At 56.6% G+C, this 17,775-nt stretch carries 15 protein-coding genes; all 15 read left to right on the top strand.

Annotated features, from left to right (window positions below; genetic code table 11):
* Positions 1-414: 414 nt before the first annotated feature.
* The 15 genes from P1S59_03495 (at position 415) to P1S59_03425 (ending at position 17,178) form a co-directional block, all read left to right on the top strand.
* Positions 415-855, top strand: a complete 441-nt coding sequence (locus P1S59_03495) for a hypothetical protein (protein MDF1525322.1) — start codon at positions 415-417, stop codon at positions 853-855.
* A 65-nt stretch (positions 856-920) separates the two neighbouring features.
* The gene (locus P1S59_03490; protein MDF1525321.1) at positions 921-1,973 is read left to right on the top strand and encodes a putative metal-binding motif-containing protein; all 1,053 of its coding nucleotides are present in this window, start codon (positions 921-923) and stop codon (positions 1,971-1,973) included.
* Positions 1,909-2,313, top strand: coding sequence for a hypothetical protein (locus P1S59_03485; GenBank protein MDF1525320.1), 405 nt, complete (start codon positions 1,909-1,911; stop codon positions 2,311-2,313). The genes P1S59_03490 and P1S59_03485 overlap by 65 nt, the downstream gene beginning before the upstream one ends.
* A gap of 154 nt (positions 2,314-2,467) precedes the next feature.
* On the top strand, positions 2,468-2,815 hold the full coding sequence (locus tag P1S59_03480; GenBank protein ID MDF1525319.1) for a CPBP family glutamic-type intramembrane protease: 348 nt from the start codon (positions 2,468-2,470) through the stop codon (positions 2,813-2,815).
* Positions 2,816-3,009: 194 nt separating this feature from the next.
* Positions 3,010-7,269, top strand: coding sequence for an acyl-CoA dehydratase activase (locus tag P1S59_03475; GenBank protein ID MDF1525318.1), 4,260 nt, complete (start codon positions 3,010-3,012; stop codon positions 7,267-7,269).
* 361 nt (positions 7,270-7,630) lie between these two features.
* Complete coding sequence (rpsB, locus tag P1S59_03470; GenBank protein ID MDF1525317.1) at positions 7,631-8,506, top strand: 30S ribosomal protein S2; 876 nt, start codon at positions 7,631-7,633, stop codon at positions 8,504-8,506.
* On the top strand, positions 8,506-9,126 hold the full coding sequence (tsf, locus tag P1S59_03465) for a translation elongation factor Ts (protein MDF1525316.1): 621 nt from the start codon (positions 8,506-8,508) through the stop codon (positions 9,124-9,126). The genes rpsB and tsf overlap by 1 nt, the downstream gene beginning before the upstream one ends.
* A 78-nt stretch (positions 9,127-9,204) precedes the next feature.
* The gene (gene pyrH, locus P1S59_03460; protein ID MDF1525315.1) at positions 9,205-9,939 is read left to right on the top strand and encodes a UMP kinase; all 735 of its coding nucleotides are present in this window, start codon (positions 9,205-9,207) and stop codon (positions 9,937-9,939) included.
* A gap of 2 nt (positions 9,940-9,941) precedes the next feature.
* Entirely contained in the window at positions 9,942-10,499 is a 558-nt protein-coding gene (gene frr, locus P1S59_03455) for a ribosome recycling factor (protein MDF1525314.1), read from the top strand.
* 64 nt (positions 10,500-10,563) lie between these two features.
* On the top strand, positions 10,564-11,340 hold the full coding sequence (locus P1S59_03450) for an isoprenyl transferase (GenBank protein ID MDF1525313.1): 777 nt from the start codon (positions 10,564-10,566) through the stop codon (positions 11,338-11,340).
* Complete coding sequence (locus P1S59_03445; GenBank protein MDF1525312.1) at positions 11,337-12,134, top strand: phosphatidate cytidylyltransferase; 798 nt, start codon at positions 11,337-11,339, stop codon at positions 12,132-12,134. Before P1S59_03450 ends, P1S59_03445 begins: the two co-directional genes overlap by 4 nt.
* Positions 12,134-13,306, top strand: coding sequence for a 1-deoxy-D-xylulose-5-phosphate reductoisomerase (locus P1S59_03440; protein ID MDF1525311.1), 1,173 nt, complete (start codon positions 12,134-12,136; stop codon positions 13,304-13,306). The genes P1S59_03445 and P1S59_03440 overlap by 1 nt, the downstream gene beginning before the upstream one ends.
* A complete protein-coding gene (rseP, locus tag P1S59_03435) occupies positions 13,307-14,605 on the top strand; it encodes an RIP metalloprotease RseP (GenBank protein MDF1525310.1) in 1,299 nt (432 codons plus the stop codon).
* Positions 14,606-14,611: 6 nt separating this feature from the next.
* The gene (gene ispG / locus P1S59_03430) at positions 14,612-15,694 is read left to right on the top strand and encodes a flavodoxin-dependent (E)-4-hydroxy-3-methylbut-2-enyl-diphosphate synthase (GenBank protein MDF1525309.1); all 1,083 of its coding nucleotides are present in this window, start codon (positions 14,612-14,614) and stop codon (positions 15,692-15,694) included.
* Positions 15,695-16,188: 494 nt separating this feature from the next.
* Positions 16,189-17,178, top strand: a complete 990-nt coding sequence (locus tag P1S59_03425; GenBank protein MDF1525308.1) for a WYL domain-containing protein — start codon at positions 16,189-16,191, stop codon at positions 17,176-17,178.
* Positions 17,179-17,775 lie beyond the last annotated feature (597 nt).

Genomic DNA, 17,775 nt, shown 5'->3' with positions numbered 1-17,775 from the left:
AACTTCAGCTGTCAGCTGAAGTTCAGGACGCAGCACACAGAACGCAGGACGCCAAATGAAATCATGAAGCCGCCCAAAGGGCGGTTTTTTTTGTTATTCCGGGCAAAGACCAACAAAGTGCTCTGACACTAGGGAGTTCATGTCCCCGAAGTGCTTTGACACACATAAACACGAAGTACCTTCCTAGCCTGAAAAGTATTTTATCACCGGAAAATGACGGGACTTTTGCCTTTTATTCGAACTTTGCCATATTTTTCACAATGTAGTTTTGAAGGGGAGGATCAGGGGTGGTCCAGGGGAAAGGGCGCCTAATCCATTTCAGAGCGGGGTCCGGTCCCGTAAGGGGAGTGGACCTTTGTGTTTTTTGCACATGTTTTTGACCGGAAAAATTCGCTTTCGGAAAGGGGTGTGCCAATGAACGGGATAAGAAGAGCTTTATTGTGGCTTACGGTTACCGCCGTTCTGATTTTCCTTGGAGGAAGCGGAGCCTTCGCGGGGCTGCCGGGGGATCTTCCTAAAGCGATAGCGATGGAGAAGATCCAGGTCCCCTTCATCGAAAACAGGGGTCAGGCTCCCGAAGGGGTGGCCTATTACGCCCAGACCTTCGGGGGGCTTTTCTATGTGACTGGAAAGGGGGCCATGGTACTGCTCATCCCTGGAAAGGAGGATCCCGCCCTAGGCGCCATACTTACCGAGCGGCTGGAGGGAACTGCCAGGATCAGGCCTGAGGGTCTGCAAAGGGCCGAAACCATTGTGAATGTATATTCCGTATCCATCCCGGGGCCGACGTCTCCGCGGTACGGGTCAAGGTCGAGGGTGCAGTTAAGCTCACAACCGGAGAAAAGGGCGATCTGATCGTTCACACTCCTTACGGTCCTGTCACCTATTCTCCCCCGGTGGCCTTTCAGGAGGTTGGGGGGATGAGAAGGCCCGTTAAGATCGCCTACGTGGTTCAGGGCACTTCCTACGGTATGAAGGTGGGTGATTACGATCCCGACTTTGAACTGATCATTGACCCCCTGCTTCAGTCCACCTGCGTTGGGGGGATGGGAGGCGATTCCGTCCAGGCAGTGCAGATCCATCCGGTAACGGGGAAGGTGTACATCTGCGGTGCGACCAGTTCCACCGGTTTCGGGCCTTTGCACCTGAGTCAGGCGGATAGTGACGCCTATGTCGCGCGGTTGGATGCCGCCCTGACCTTCTTCTCGTCCTCCCTCACCACCCTCGAGAGGAAGGTCTGCGTGGGCGGCTACAACGGTTCAGGACTGCAGATGCACCCGGCCAACGGGGACCTTTACCTGGTTGGGGACGCGAGAGCCGGGCTGCCCGGAACCTCGGGGGGCGCCCAGAAAACCCATGGTGGTTCCATCAACGGGTTCGTGGCCTATTTTGACACCACCCTGACGGCTGGCACCGGGACGACGTGCACCGATAACGACGATGACGGATACGGAGCTGCCGGGACGGAACTTTCGCGGTGTCCGAATTCCACAACAGTGGCGGACTGCGATGATAACAACTCGGCCAAATATCCCGGAAACATGGAGATTTGCGATGGCCTGGACAACGACTGTGATGGTGGAATCGACGAGGGCGTGGACTACGCTTACCACCCCGATGCCGATGGAGACGGCTACGGGGCTTCCAATACTCAATCTTTCTGCGACGATTCCCCCTCACCGGGCTATACCACGGACGGGTCCGACTGCAACGACAACAGCGCCGACATCAACCCGGCAGCCACGGAGGTTTGCTACAACGGCAAAGACGACGACTGCGACGCTGGTGAACTCGGTGGGGGCACCGACTGTTGGGACAACGACTGCCTTGGCAGTATGTTCATGCATCTTTGTCCTGGATCCAGACAGTTACAGTTTCGGCCAGGTCGAGATCGGCCAGACCAAGACCGTGACCGCTACCTTAAGGAATCAGAGCGCCGTTGCCTACACGGTAACGGACATTTACACGACTGATTCCACAGGGTCCCCGGACAACTGGAGCCTGGCAAACTTTCCCTATTTGCCCTTCCTGCTGCCCGCGTTCGGGGAGCGCACTGTCGACGTCACCTTCATGCCCCAGGAGGAGCTCACCTTCCGGACCAGGATCGCCATCGACTTCGGCGCGGGTCTGACCTACACCTCCCCCGGATATATGAAAGGGGAGGGCATCGCCCCCTCCGGCGGCGGGGGTGGAGGTGGCGGGGGCGGTTGCAGCCTGTCGAGCCTCGATGATGAAGGCGGTATCGGGCCGGAAGCTCTTTTTATCCTTTTCATATATAGTCTTTGCCTATGGAGGAGAAAGCGAAAAGCCTGATTCCGTCGAACATGGGAAAGATCATAATTAACAGGGGGTCCGCCAGGGCCCCCCTTTACTGCCTGCTCCTTTTCGCTGTCCTAACCGTGGCTGTGCCTGGATCCGTCGGTTCGAAATCCCCTACGGCTCCATCCTCATTCCGGCTTTATGGGGCTTGGGGGCGGTTCTTCCGTTACGTGCCGCAGATGCTGACCTGCTGTCCCTGGGGTTGACTCCACCGCAGCTCATAAAAGGTTTAAAATACTTCATCCTTTCTTCAGTCGTCATTTTTTCCCTTTACAGCGGTGTCAGGACAGCTTTCTGGCTCCCTATTGTGGTCACAGTGCTTCTTTTTTCCCTGGCCCATGTGGCTGTTGACCTGGATCCGGCAAGGTTGGCAGTCTTCTTCCCCGGCCTTCTCTTCGGCTGGCTGAGGGCTAAAACAGGGACGCTCCTCGCCCCCATCCTGTCCCATGGGTCCGCCAACCTACTTTCAATGCTTCTGATAAATACGGTATCGTGAAGAGCATTATCTTTGGCAGCGCTGGTGTGCATCCCTGTCCAGGATTTCCTGCAAGGCTTGGAGTATAAAGCTTCGGTTCCCCTTCTGGTGCAGGGACGCTATAATCCATATAACGAACCAGGTGGGACCAGACACTTCCATCGGTTCTTCATCTAAAATCCATCACTCTGATAACAGACACAAAGGAAGTATGCATGTCCGGAGCCGTCGGCATATGCGTGGGAGCGGTGACCCTTTCCATAGCAGAAGGGGTTGACGGCCACATCTCTTTCGAGAGTGTCCCCCACGATGGAAAGGTTGCCGAGGCCATGGAGGCTCTGCTTGACACCCGACCTGGAGTCAGGGTGGGCATCACGGGGCAGAAATACCGCAAGTCGGTGCCATATCCTACCATCGCAGAACCGAAGGCTGTGGAACTTGCCTTCGGCCACGTTCGTGACAGGTATCCCGATATCGACACTATCGTATCAGCCGGAGGGGAAACGTTCCTGGCCTATTCCCTGGACCCCTCCGGGCGGGTGCGGTCTGTTCACACAGGCAATAAATGCGCTGCCGGTACAGGCGAATTTTTCCTCCAGCAGGTACGCCGTATGGGGCTGTCCGTGGAGGAAGCTGTGACGATGGCCGCGGCGGCCGAACCGTATCAGCTGGCATCGCGCTGCTCGGTGTTCTGCAAAAGCGACTGCACCCACGCCCTTAACAAGGGAATCGGGAGAGGGCGCATCGGTGCTGGCCTGTGCCGGATGCTTTCCGGAAAGATCACCGAACTACTTAAGGCGGCCAGGGCGAGAAGGGTCCTCCTCGTAGGGGGCGTCAGCCGGAACGGCCTTGTAATGGATCATGTGCGTACTGCGTATCCTGAGACCTTTGTGCCTGAGGAGGCGGGCAGTTTCGAAGCCCTGGGAGCTCTCCTCTGGGTCAGGAACAACGGTGCCGGCACTGTTGCTCAAAGGGAAAACGCTGGCATTTCTCCAGCCTCCTTTCCGTCCCTTCCGCCCCTTTCAACCGGCAGGGGACAGGTAAGTTACCTCAAGGGGAGCCGGACGGGATACTACGAAAGAGATTATGTTCTGGGACTCGATGTGGGGAGCACCACCACCAAGGCGGTGCTTCTTCGGGTTGACAACCGGACAGTGGTGTCCGATGTCTACCTGCGCACGGACGGCGATCCAGTTGGAGCCAGCAGATCCTGTTACCAGAGCCTGTTGGATCAGGTGCCGGGCGGCCTGTCTCCATCCATCATTGGTCTGGGTGTGACCGGTAGCGGCAGGCAGATCGCAGGGCTGCACGCGCTCACCGACGGGATCTTTAATGAGATCGTGGCCCACGCCCACGCCGCTGTTCATCACGATCCGGAGGTGGACACCATTTTCGAGATCGGCGGGCAGGACGCCAAGTACACCTTTCTGGCGGGCGGGGTTCCCGTGGATTACACCATGAACGAGGCGTGCAGTGCCGGGACCGGCTCATTTCTGGAGGAAGCCTGCTCGGAATCTCTGGGCCTTGATGTGGAGTCCATCGCGGGCACGGCCCTGCAAGGGCTTTCTCCCCCTGATTTCAGCGACCAGTGCGCGGCTTTTATCGGCAGCGATATCAAGACGGCCATCCACGAGGGGATGGCTCTCCCGGATATCACAGCCGGGCTTGTGTACTCGGTGTGCCGTAACTACCTCAACAGGGTTCAGGGCAGCCGCCGCACCGGCGAAAAGGTCTTCATGCAGGGGGGTGTGTGCTACAACCGGGCCGTACCACTTGCCATGGCAAACCTTTGCCGGACGCAAATAATCGTCCCTCCGGATCCTGGGCTCATGGGGGCTTTCGGCGCGGCGCTGCTGTCCCTGAACCGGATGGAAGAGGGGAGGATCCAAAAGAGATCCTACGATCTAAAGGAACTTGCTTTTCGCCAGGTGCATTCCCTGGAGCCTTTTATGTGTAAAGGGGGCAGAGAAAAGTGTGACAGGAAGTGCACTATCGCGCGTTACCGTATCAACGGTGATATTTATCCCTTCGGCGGTTCCTGTGACAGGTACTACAACCAGAGGCAGGACAGGGAGGCGGCAAGGGGAAGCCTGGATCTTGTGACCAGAAGAGAAGAACTTTTGTCCGGGAAGGTCGCGCGGGACGACTCTACCGGTAGATCCGGGCGGGTGGGCATCCCGGTTTCACTCATGACCAACAGCTATTACATGCTGTACGAGGGGTTCTTTACCGGTCTGGGGTTTGAGGTTGTCAGGGGTGAGGAGGAGGATCCCGAGGGGATAGAGGAGGCCGGGTCGGTTCTTTGCCAACCTGTCCTCCAGTCCCACGGGTACCTGATGAGCCTCCTGAAACAGAAGGTGGATCACATTTTTATCCCCCACGTAAAGGACCTGGCTGCTGCGGATGGGAAGGGTGGAACCAGCTGCACCTGCCCCCTCGTCCAGGGGGAGCCGTATATCCTCAACGCAGCCTTTAAAAACGAACTGTCCCATAAGCTTATCACGGAGGTCCTGGACCTGGGGGATCACGGTAAAGCCCGGGAGGCCTTCGTCAGGTTGGGTGAAAAACTGGGTTTTACAGGCCGTCGCTCAGCGGGGGCCTTTGAAGATGCCTGGAAAGGTTTTGGGGAAACGGGAGAGAGGCTCCTCGATACCGGCAGGAATTTTCTGTCAGAACTTAAAGATGACGAGCCGGCCCTGGTCCTTTTCGGTCGACCCTACAACGCTCTTACGCGCAAAGGGAACATGGGGATACCGGGGAAATTCACAAGCCGAGGACACAGGATCGTCCCCTACGACATGCTCCCTCTCGAAAAAGATCACCAACCCACCTCAGAGCGCATGTACTGGGCTTCGGGCAAGGGGATCCTGGGGGCGGCAAGGATAGTCAGGAACACACCCGGCCTTTTCGGGGTCTTCATCACAAGCTTCAGCTGCGGACCGGATTCCTTCATCATGGAAAGCTTCCGGTCCATTATGGGTGACAAACCGTATCTCATCCTGGAGCTGGACGCCCACACCGCTGATGCCGGAGTGGACACCAGGATCGAGGCTTTTCTGGATGTTATCCAGGGCGGTAGAAATGGGGGGACGCCGTCGGGGCTCAAGGGCTCCTTTAACCCTGCCAGGCTGGCCATGGAAGATGGGCACCTTCAGATCCATACGAGTGCTGGTGACCAGCTCTCCCTGACTGATCCCGATGTTAAAGTCCTGATACCATCCATGGGTCAGATCGGCGCCAGGGGTATGGCGGCAGCGCTCCGCTACGCCGGCATCGGGGCCACGCCTGCCCCGCCACCTGGTCGTGAAGAGCTTGAAATGGGGAAAAACAACGCTTCCTGCAAGGAGTGTCTTCCGTACCTTCTGTCCTCCGGTTCTCTGAAACGATATGCCAATAACAGGGACGATGAGAACGAGGTATTGCTGTACTTTATGCCTGAGGCGGACGGGCCCTGCCGTTTCGGGCTTTATGGGCAGGCCCTCCAGAACATGCTTGAAAAAGACAGGTTAAAAAACGTTGCCATTTTGTCCCCCACTTCCAACAACAGCTACAGCGGCCTTCCGCCGGCCTTCAACCGTCAGGGACTTCTATCCATAGCTATGACGGACGGCCTTGCCGACGTTCGCACCGCGATCCTGACCCTGGCCCAGGACACAGCCGCGGCCATGGAACTTTATGACCACGTAGAGGGGCGTATCATCGAGAGCCTGGCGGTGGACTCTGAAAAGAAGGTCATGGAAGTTCTGAGGAGGGGCATGTCCGAGCTGTCTTCCCTGACACGGACAAAATCTCTTGAGGAGGTAACGAAAGTCCTTCTCACAGGAGAGATCTACGTCAGAAGGGACGTCTTTTCCAGTTACCACCTTCCTGATCGGCTGGCACGAGAGGGGGTCTGGGTGACCACATCCCCTGTTTTGGAGTGGCTCTTTTATATTGACCACGTAGTCCTCACCGGTCTGCTGGACCGCGCGTCCTGGAAGGAGCGGTTCGAATTGCGACTGAGAAACCGTTACTGCAGGCGCATGGCCGGCAGGGTCCAGGATGCTCTCGCGCTTTCCGGGTTCTATCTCAGGCACAACCTGGACATGGGGTTCCTGATTGAGAAGGGACGGCAGCTCATGAGCCCGAAACTTACCGGCGAGGCCATCCTCACAATAAGTTCAACCCTCGTCGAACTGGGAGACAGCGTACACGGTGTGATCAGCGTCAGCCCCTTCGGCTGCATGCCCGGCAGGATCGCGGAGTCCATCATCACCAAGCGCCTCGTGCAGGACAAGCACCTCTTCTCCAGAAATAACGGTGAGTTCTGGCGTGAACACAGCGGTACCTTGCCCCTTCCCTTCCTTGCCCTTGAGACTGACGGGAACCCCCTGTCCCAGATGGTGGAAACGAAGCTCGACAGCTTTGTGATGTCGGCGCATCGACTTAATAAGGAACTAAAGGAAAAGGCAGGTAGAAGCGGCAAAAACATTTAACGCAGAGGACGTCCTTCGACGCGCTACGCTTGCTCAGGACGTACTCTGCGTTCAAATCCGACGCCTAAACAGGAACTGCGCTCTTCTACTGCGTTCTGTGTGCTGCGTCCTGCGTTCTGCTTAACAAACTCGGCAAAGAACTCGGCAAAGAACTGCAAAGAACTGCAAAGAAAGAACTGCAAAACAAAACTGTCAAAAGAACCTTGCCACTATTGCCGATTTCTGTTAAGCAAAACTGTTTAACTATTACGCACGCCCCAGGTCCGGTGGGTGGTGCCCGTCTCCCCATGTGGTGGAAGCGGGCTCCCGAGGGAATCGAAGGGGCGGAGGGTAACAAAAACCGTACGAGGAGGTTAGGAAAATGGCAGTCATTACAATGAAACAGCTATTGGAGGCCGGTGTTCACTTCGGTCACCAGACCCGCAGATGGAACCCCAAGATGCAGAGGTATATCTTCGGGGCTCGCAACGGGATCTATATCATCGACCTGCAGAAAACCCTGCGCCAGTTCAAGGAATCCTACCGTTTCGTCCGTGAACTGTCTGCCAGGGGAGGGAACGTCCTCTTCGTGGGTACCAAGAAGCAGGCTCACGAATCGATCTTTGAGGAAGCCCAGAGATGCGGGATGCCCTATGTCAACCACAGGTGGCTCGGCGGTATGCTCACCAACTATGCCACCATCAAGAAAAGCATAGGTCGGCTGAAGAAATACGAGATCATGGAAGAGGAACAGAGCTGGGGTAACCTGACCAAAAAGGAAATCCTGAACATCACCAAAGAGAGGGAGAAGCTGGGCCAGTTTCTGGATGGGATCAAAGACATGGGTAAGCTCCCCGATGCCCTCTTTGTGGTTGACCCGAAACGTGAGGAGATCGCTATCAAGGAAGCCAGGAAACTGGGTATACCCATTCTGGCTATCGTGGACACGAACTGCGATCCGGACCTGATAGATATGGTTATCCCTGGTAACGACGATGCCATCCGCTCCATCCGCCTGTTCACCTCCAAGATAGCTGATGCGGTTATCGAAGGACAGCAGCTGGTTGGGACTGCTGAGGTTGGCGTTGTGGAGGCTCCGGCTTCAGTTAAGAAAGAGGCGCCTGCCGCCCAGGAGCAGGCAGCCGAGGAAACTGTCTCCCAAGAGCCAGCTGAAGTTGTCCAAGAAGCAGCGGAAGTAGCAACTGAAGAGGCAGCCAATGAAATAAGCGGCGAAAACAACGCCGAGGAGGATAAATAATGAGCATAAGCGCATCTTCGGTCAAGGACCTCAGAGAAAAGACCGGTGCCGGTTTTATGGATTGCAAAGAGGCCCTCAAAGAGTGTGAGGGCGATGCCGAAAAGGCGGTGGACTACCTGCGTACAAAGGGCCTTTCAGCTGCAGCCAAGCGCTCCGGGCGACAGGCCAGCGAAGGAGTTGTGGGTTCCTACATCCATATGGGCGGTAAGATCGGTGTCATCGTAGAGGTGAACTGCGAAACGGATTTTGTTGCGAGGACCGACAATTTTCAGGAACTGGTGACCGATCTTGCCATGCAGATTGCCGCAGCCCGGCCCCTGTACGTCAAGCGCGAAGAGGTTCCGGCCGATCTCCTGGAAAAGGAGAAGGAGATATACAAAGCCCAGGCCCTTGAATCCGGAAAGCCCGAGAACGTGCTGGACCGGATTGTTGACGGCAAGGTTGAGAAGTTCTTCCAGGATGTCTGCCTGGAAGAACAGGATTTTGTCAAGGTGAGCAATACCAAGGTTCTCGACCACGTCAAGGCTGTGGCAGCCACCCTGGGTGAGAACGTTCAGATCAACAGGTTTGCCAGGTTCGAGATCGGTGAAGGGCAGGAGAAGAGCAAATCGTGCGGATAAATCAGGGCCTGGGGTCTAGGATCTTGTGTCTAGACCCTGGAACCTAGATCCTAGAACCTGTATTTCCAGGGGGTGTTTTTGACAAAGGGAAAATCTCCCAAGTACAACCGTATCCTCCTCAAGATCAGCGGCGAGGCCCTGCTGGGGTCCGAGCCCCTGGGTCTGGATTTCGACGTTGTAAGCTCCATCGCCTCCGAGTTGGCTCAAGTCCATGCCATCGGCGTTGAGCTGGCGGTGGTCATCGGCGGCGGAAATATTTTTCGCGGCGCCAAAGATGGCGGAACAACCATCGAACGTACCACCGGCGACTATATGGGCATGATGGCTACGATCATCAACGCCCTTGCTCTCCAGAGCGTGCTGGAAAAGGAGGGCGTTCCCACAAGGGTCCAGTCAGCCATTTCCATAAGCCAGGTCGCCGAGCCCTACATCCGACGAAAAGCTATCAGGCATCTTGAAAAAGGCCGGGTCGTTATTTTCGCTGCCGGTACAGGCAACCCCTTTTTTACAACGGATACAGCCGCTGCATTAAGAGCTATGGAGATCGGGGCTGGTATCCTCATGAAGGCCACCAAGGTAGACGGAGTCTACACCGCTGATCCCATGGTCGACCCGGATGCCATAAAACTGGACCGGGTCACCTACAAGGATGTTCTGGAGCGGGACCTGAAGGTGATGGATGCAACTGCCATTGCCCTGTGCATGGACAACGACATGTCCATCATGGTATTCAACCTGAAGACCAGGGGCAATATGATGCGGGCTGTCACCGGCGAAACGGTGGGGACAGTAGTGACAGGAGGAGACCAGTAAAGGTGATCAAGGAACTCTACCAGGATATGGAAAAGAAGATGGAAAAAACCATTGAGTCCCTTGGAAGGGATCTGGCAACCATCCGCACCGGCAGAGCCTCCCTGGCCATCCTTGAGGGGATCACCCTGGAATATTACGGTTCCCAGTCACCCCTGAACCAGGTTGCCACCCTGTCGATCCCGGAGAGCCGCCTTATAGTCATCCAACCGTGGGATCCCACCGCGATCAAGGAAATTGAAAAGGCGCTTATGCGTTCGGACCTGGGGCTCACCCCCAACAACGATGGCAAGGTCATCAGGTTGCCTATCCCGGCTCTCACTGAGGAAAGAAGGGTCCAGCTCGTCAAGGTGGTGAAAAAAAACGGGGAAGAAGGAAAAGTGGCCATTCGCAATATCCGTCGTGATGCCATTTCTGAAGCCAAGGATTTTGAAAAGGAAAAAGTGCTTTCCGAAGATGAGCTGCACCGGGCACAGGATGAGATCCAGAAAATTACCGACAGGTACATCCAGAGGGTGGACGAGCTCATTGAGAAAAAGGAAAAAGAGGTCCTCGAGGTCTGAACCCGAATCCCGCCCGCCCAGTTATAAGTACTCATCGATTGATGGACTTGCACAGAGTTCATCCATATCCAATAAGCCTCGAAGAGATGTTTTACGAAGTAACCATCAAATGAATCAGAACCTTCCCACTCACATTGCCATTATCATGGACGGCAACGGACGGTGGGCCGCCGATCGCAACCTCCCGCGCATCGCCGGTCATCGGGCCGGTGTTGATGCTGTTCGCAGGGTCGTAGAGGACTGTGCCCGTCTCAAGGTCCCCTATCTCACCCTGTTTGCTTTTTCCACAGAGAACTGGAACCGCCCCCAGAGTGAGGTTGGCGGGCTGATGGCTCTTCTGGGCCAGTATCTGAAAAAAGAACTGCGTACACTCATGAAGAACAACGTGCGCCTGAGTACCATCGGGCAGATTGATAATCTGCCCGCCAACGTTCGGCAGACCCTTCGTGAGGTGGTGGAGCAGTCGGCTGGAAATGACGGGTTGACCCTCACCCTTGCCCTGAGCTATAGCGGGCGGGACGATATCCTGGAGGCGGTGCGCAAAGTCGCGGCGGCGGTCCAAAGAGGTGATCTCAATCCTGATGACATCGAGCCGGGGACCTTCTCCTCCTTTTTGGACACTGACGGTATGCCCGACCCTGACCTGCTTATCCGCACCAGCGGTGAACAGCGTATCAGTAATTTTCTCCTGTGGCAGGTCGCCTACACGGAGTTTTACGTAACCGACAAGCTTTGGCCCGATTTTGAAAGTGTTGATCTCCTTGAGGCTATCGAGACGTTTAACTCAAGGGAACGCCGCTTCGGGAAGACCTCAGAACAGATCAGGGGAGAAGAAGCGTGATCAGAATCGTTCCCGCGGTTGTGCTCGGAGCTCTGGTGATCTACCTCATCACAGCGGCTCCCCTGATACTGGGTGTCCTGGCTATTTCCATAGCGGTTCTTGCGGCCGCCCACGAGACGGCCGCCTTGCTGGAGGCCGCCGGCAGTACTGTTGCCAGGGTGCCGGCGGTTACGGCCAGTTTTCTTCTGCTGGCAGGTGCCTGGGGTGGAGGGGTCCAGGGCCTGGCCACCGGATTGGCGGCAGGTTTTACTTTAACCTTTGCCTGGGTGGTGCTCATTGGGAAGGTGGAGGGTTCTGCATTACAGCTGTCAGGGGGGACTCTTTTGCTTTTTTATCCGGTGTGGTCCCTGGCGCACCTGATCCTCTATCTGGATTCCGGGTCCGGCCGTCGCGCTCTGTTGTTCCTGCTCCTGTGCGTCTGGGTCTGCGATTCAGCCGCCTACTATGTCGGATCTACCCTGGGCCGCCGTAAACTGGCCCCGGAAATAAGCCCCAACAAGACGGTAGCCGGGGCAGTAGGTGGTACATTGGGCGCCGCCGGGGTTTCAGTCCTGTTAAAGATGCTCAGTCTGGTCCCCTGGTCGATACCGTTTGCCCTGAGTGCCGGCCTGTGCATCGCCGTACTCGCCCAAATGGGAGACCTGGCGGAATCGATGCTCAAGAGGGATGCCGGTGTGAAGGATTCAGGCTCTTTGATCCCCGGTCACGGTGGGATGATGGACCGTGTTGACGCCCTTCTGTTCACAGTTCCGGTTTTCTATTACATCCTGTCTTTATCCGGCGGTTTGGTGTGATGTCCGGGGTCCGAAGGGTAAGCATCCTGGGTTCCACCGGATCTATCGGCCGCAATACCCTTGATATCATTTCAGGGCATCCCGGTGATTTCGAGGTTGCAGCCCTTGCTTCGGGCTCGGATTGGGAGACCATCGTCAGCCAGGCAAAGCTTTTCAAACCTGCTTTTGTGGCCATACATAAGGAAGAAGCCGCCTCCAGGGCCAGGGATTTGCTGAAGGGCTCGGATATCGGCGTACTCGCTGGAATAGATGGGATCCTGGAAGCCGCCTCCACTGACAGAGCCGACATTGTTGTTTCTTCCATCGTAGGTGCAGCGGGGATCATGCCTACCTATGCCGCTGTGGCGGCGGGGAAGATCCTTGCTCTGGCCAACAAGGAGGCACTCGTCGCTGCCGGGAGGCTTATTACCGAGGAGGCGAAACGCACCGGTGCCAGAATCATCCCCGTGGACAGTGAGCACTCCGCGGTATTCCAGGCCCTTATGGGGCAGGATCGTTCTGCCGTACGCAAGGTGATCCTTACCGCTTCCGGAGGTCCGTTCTTCGGAAAAGATAAGGACTTCCTGATCGGGGTCACATCCGAAATGGCTCTTAACCACCCTCGGTGGAAAATGGGACCCAAGGTCACAGTTGATTCGGCCACCATGATGAACAAGGGTCTTGAGGTCATTGAGGCGAGGTGGATCTTTGATCTCCAGGCTGAAGAGATCGAGGTCCTCATCCATCCCCAGAGTATCGTTCACAGCATGGTGGAATATGTGGATGGTTCCGTTCTTGCCCAGATGGGGATCACCGACATGCGCGTCCCCATAGCCTTTGCCTTGAGCTATCCGGATCGCCTGGACCTCCCCCTCGATCCCCTTGACCTGGCGGCTGTGGGCAGGCTTGATTTTCACAAGCCTGATAGGGAGATGTTCCCATGTCTGGGTCTTGCCTACGAGGCACTTGAAAGAGGGAACGGCATGCCGGCTGTTTTGAACGCCGCCAACGAGATCGCTGTTGAATCCTTTATTTCAGGGGACCTGCCTTTCACCGGGATCGCCGATGTGGTACGGGCTGTGATGGACGATCCGCCGGATTTTGACAACCAGACCCTTTCCGGGATCCTTCGGGGTGATCAGTTGACCCGTAAGGCCGCCCGGGCTGTTATCGAATTACATGGAGAAAATTAAATGACTACCACGATATCGTTTATTTTAGTCCTGGGCATTCTTGTCACAGTCCACGAGCTGGGACACTTCCTGGTGGCCAAGGCTCTCGGGATTGGAGTGGAAACCTTTTCCATAGGTTTCCCGCCCAGGATGTTCGGTTTTAAATGGGGGGAGACAGAGTACTGTATTTCATGGATCCCTCTGGGAGGCTACGTGAAACTCAGGGGGGAAGGGCCCGATGAAGTTGTGGAAGACCCCGATGACCCCACGTTATTTTCGTCCAGGCCGCCCTATCAGAGGGCGGGGGTGATCCTGGCCGGTCCGGTGATGAACCTCATCCTGGCTTTTATCGTCATGCCTCTGGTCTTCATGGTGGGCATGGCAGTTCCTTCCTATCTTGATGATCCCCCGGTGGCCGGTTGGGTCGAACCAGGATCTCCGGTGGACAAGGTCGGGATCATCCCCGGGGATCTCATCCTGAACGTTAACGGCGAAGAAACAGCCACCTGGGAGCAGTTCCTTGAAAAAACTTCCCTGGCCAGGGACAACAAACTTGAGATCCAGGTCAAAAGCCTGGCCGGTATCCGCTCTGTGAATCTGGATCTGACGGATGCCGAAGATGGGCGGATCGGCGTTCAGCCGCCCATGCCACCTACCATCGGGGCCCTGACAATGGGGTATCCTGCTCAGAAGGCGGGAGTTGAAGAGGGGGATCGGATCCTTTCCATGGGTCAGATTCCAGTGAACCACTGGAGCGAGATGGCCCAGATCATCCACGCCAGCGCCGGGAAATCGCTGACTCTGAAGGTCCTCAGGGGAACGGAAGAACTCAGCCTTTCGGTGACTCCTGTTCTCGACGAGAAATCGGGAAGGGGGCTCATGGGGATCTCTCCCAGGAGCGAAACCGTTGTTCGACGTTTCGGCCCGGTGGATGCTGTGGCAAAAGGGTTTGAGAGGAACGTGGAACTTCTTGGAATGACCTTTTCCTTTGTCTGGGAACTGCTCACCGGTCAGTCGTCCATTAAAAACCTGGGCGGGCCCATTATGATCTTCCAGGTCACCGGTGAGGCTGCAAGAGCAGGCCTGGCACAGTTCCTCGGCTTCATGGCTTTCCTTAGCCTCCAGCTGGGAGTTCTCAACCTGTTCCCGATACCGGTGCTCGACGGAGGACACCTGGTGTTCCTCACTGCCGAGGGTATCCTGAAAAGGCCCCTGGATGTGCGCACCAGGGAAATGGCCCAGAAGGTGGGTTTTTTCCTCCTGATCCTTCTCATTGTGGTGATCTCCTACAACGATATCCTCCGGATCTTCGGGGGATAATGATAAATGTCAGCCGACTTTCCCATTGTCAGGAGGCCTACGAGGCCGACCCAGCTGGGGCAGTTGATCGTCGGGGGTGGTGCCCCCGTATCGGTTCAGTCCATGACCAATACCCCCACGGCTGATATGGAGGCAACCCTCGATCAGGTGAGGGCTCTTGCTTCGGCAGGGTGCGAGATCGTGAGGGTGTCGGTTCCCGACGAGGATGCCCTTACGGGGTTCGATGCTTTGAGGAAAAATGTTCGTTTGCCTCTGGTGGCGGACATTCACTTCGATCACAAGCTTGCTGTGGGGTCCCTCCTTGCCGGTGCCGATGCCGTACGTATCAATCCGGGGAACATCGGCGCCTCCTGGAAGGTCCGGGAGATCGTCGAAGCTGCATCGGACCGTGGAGCTTCAATCCGTGTTGGTGTCAACGCAGGTTCTCTTGAGAGGGATATTCTCAGGGCCCACGGGCATCCGACGCCGGAAGCTCTGGTCCAGAGCGCCATCCGTTCCGTCAAGCTGCTGGAAGGGATGAACTTTTTCGCCATCAAGGTATCGGTCAAGGCATCAGACCCGGTTCAGAGCGTACAAGCGTACCGCCTTCTCTCCGAGGAGATCGATTACCCCCTCCACCTCGGCGTGACCGAGGCAGGCACTCCCCTGACCGGATCCGTAAGGACCGCAGCGGCGCTCAGCCTCCTGCTGGCCGACGGCATCGGGGACACCATACGGGTTTCCCTTTCAGGGGATCCGCTGCCTGAGGTTCACTCGGGGTTCGAACTTCTCCGATCCCTCGGGCTCAGGACAGGTGCCCGGGTCGTGGCCTGCCCCACCTGTGCCAGGGCCGAGATCGACGTGGCCGAGTGGGCAGGCCAGATCGAAGAAAAGGTCCGGGATATCCGGATCCCCCTGCGCATTGCGGTTATGGGATGTCCCGTCAACGGTCCCGGAGAGGCGAGAGAGGCTGATGTGGGGTTGGCTGGGGGTAAGGGGAACGCCATCCTGTTCGTTAAGGGACAGGTAATAAAAAAAGTCAGCCCGGATGAGGCGGTTGAGGCTCTTATGGAAGAGGTGGAGAAACTGGTTAAAGAAAGTGAAGGGTGAAGGGTGACCGTCATTCCGGAAAGCGACGCCCGGGCGCGGTTATCCGGAATCCAGGGGTTGCCTGCCCCGAGCCGGTCGAGGGGTCATCGCAAGCTGATACCCGGGCGACTTGTCCGTCGCAGCTCGAAGAGCGAAGTCGGAAGCGATCCCGGGATTTATTGCCAGGACGCTGCAGGGCGGTCTCGTGGGAGGGGGTTTCCATAAATCATCTCGCGAAACGGCTCGAAAAAACTTTTCGCTGGATCATCAAACGCAAAACCGGGCTGCACACGCCCATGTGCAATTTTCTTTTTAAAACAGGACCTTGAAACGAGTACCCATCGTGTAGTAAGATGATCAGATCTGGGGAAAAGAGCCGCCGCGCGGCTGTCTTGATCCGCCCCGGCGACTTTCGGCGGGTAACCAACTTGAGAATGTCGTAATAACCGCCCTTTCCAACGCTGGAGGGCGGTTTCTTTTTTCCGTAAGTAGAACTTCCAGTCAAGCGAGGCTGAATGGACAGGACCGAACGGTTCTACAGGATTGAAAGGCTGCTGCAGGCCAGGCGGGCCGTCCCGGCGAGCGTGTTGCTTGATGATCTCGGGGTGTCGCTGGCTACCTTCAAGCGTGACGTCCAGTACATGCGCGACCGTCTCAACGCCCCCATCATCTGGGACCGGGAGGCCGGCGGCTACCGTTTGGCTGTACCGGAATACGGCCCAGTGTACGAACTCCCGGGGCTCTGGTTCTCTACCTCCGAATTGTATGCCCTGGTCGCCGCCCACGAATGTTTTGCCGCAATCGATGCTGGTGTTTTGGCTGCACACATTGGACCCTTGAAAAACCGCATCAGGAAGATCCTGGAGGTTTCCGGTCACTCTTCCTCAGATATTATCCAGCGGGTGCGGTTCCTTCCCATGACGAAGCGGGAGGTAGAGCCGAAGTTCTTCGCCACTATCGCCGGTGCCCTTTTCAAGCGTCGCAGGATACAGGTTGAGGCATACAGCCGAGTAAGGGACGAGGTGATCACACGCATCGTCTCGCCCCAGCGCCTCGCCTATTACCGGGACAACTGGTTCCTGGACACATGGTGTCACTTGCGTGAAGGGTTGCGAAGCTTCTCTGTAGATACCATCCGCAGCGCTATTGTGGTTGACGGTACTGCCCTGGATATTTCAGAAGAAAATCTGGACGCTCATTTCGCCTCCTCTTATGGAATCTTTGCAGGTGAGATTAAAAACTGGGCCATACTCCGGTTCTCCCCGATGCGCGCCCGGTGGGTCGAGTACGAGCAGTGGCACCCGGAGCAGACCTGCGAACATCTGGACGACGGCGGGTGCCGCCTGAGCTTGCCCTACTCCGATGAGCGCGAGATCCTCATGGACATCCTCAGGCACGGCGCTGAAGTCGTCGTCGAGGCACCCGAATCGCTGCGGGAGCTTGTGGCGGCCGAGTTAGGAAAGGCGGGAGATCTCTACCGGTCGCGAGAGGAACGGTTCCTGTAAAGGCGGTGTTTTCACCACGGAGGCATCACGCCGCTGGCGTGACAGGCATCGGACACGGAGAAAGGCTGAATCCTGGGTTAAGGCGCCGGTTGCTATTAAAGCGATGTTTTTTACCACTGAGCTCACTGAGGGCACTGAGAAGAGCCAAGCCTGGGGGAAAGAACGTTACCTTATGCCGTCATTCCGGAAACCAACGCAAGGGGCGGGGTTGTCCGGAATGCAGTCGTTTTTGCCGAGGCGTAGTTCGAAGAACGAAGATGGGTCGCTTTTGCCTTCCAGCCGAAGCCTTGGCGAAGGTTGGTCATTGCGCTTGTCCGCCATAGCTTTAGCGACGGGTGAAGGCCCGTGTATTGACATGGCCGAAGCAATCCCGAAGTTCAAAAGCTGACTCACCACAGCGCGGCCGGCTGAAGGCCGCTCCATCAACCTTCGCCAAGGCTACGGCTGACAAGCAGGGTTTCACAGGGTAAACCTGGGAAGAGGGTTAAACGGTCGTCATTCCGGGCAGAGCCGCACAATAAGGTCCATTCCGTATTCTTCCTCTCCCTCCAGGCACGGCGAAGCTTTATGTGAAGACGGCTGAGGGGAGGGGATTGA

It is taken from the genome of bacterium (assembly GCA_029210965.1).
Taxonomy (GTDB): domain Bacteria; phylum BMS3Abin14; class BMS3Abin14; order BMS3Abin14; family BMS3Abin14; genus JALHUC01.
The sequence above is the reverse complement of the archived record's forward strand: the minus strand, read 5'-3'. Positions and strand labels throughout refer to the sequence as shown.

Bases quoted from the DNA above. Each gene is read 5' to 3' on its own strand.
- P1S59_03440 (MDF1525311.1), top strand. From the start codon at position 12,134: ATGTCCGGGGTCCGAAGGGTAAGCATCCTGGGTTCCACCGGATCTATC.
- P1S59_03425 (MDF1525308.1), top strand. From the start codon at position 16,189: ATGGACAGGACCGAACGGTTCTACAGGATTGAAAGGCTGCTGCAGGCC.
- P1S59_03475 (MDF1525318.1), top strand. From the start codon at position 3,010: ATGTCCGGAGCCGTCGGCATATGCGTGGGAGCGGTGACCCTTTCCATA.
- rseP (MDF1525310.1), top strand. From the start codon at position 13,307: ATGACTACCACGATATCGTTTATTTTAGTCCTGGGCATTCTTGTCACA.
- ispG (MDF1525309.1), top strand. From the start codon at position 14,612: ATGTCAGCCGACTTTCCCATTGTCAGGAGGCCTACGAGGCCGACCCAG.
- P1S59_03490 (MDF1525321.1), top strand. From the start codon at position 921: ATGAGAAGGCCCGTTAAGATCGCCTACGTGGTTCAGGGCACTTCCTAC.
- P1S59_03495 (MDF1525322.1), top strand. From the start codon at position 415: ATGAACGGGATAAGAAGAGCTTTATTGTGGCTTACGGTTACCGCCGTT.
- tsf (MDF1525316.1), top strand. From the start codon at position 8,506: ATGAGCATAAGCGCATCTTCGGTCAAGGACCTCAGAGAAAAGACCGGT.
- rpsB (MDF1525317.1), top strand. From the start codon at position 7,631: ATGGCAGTCATTACAATGAAACAGCTATTGGAGGCCGGTGTTCACTTC.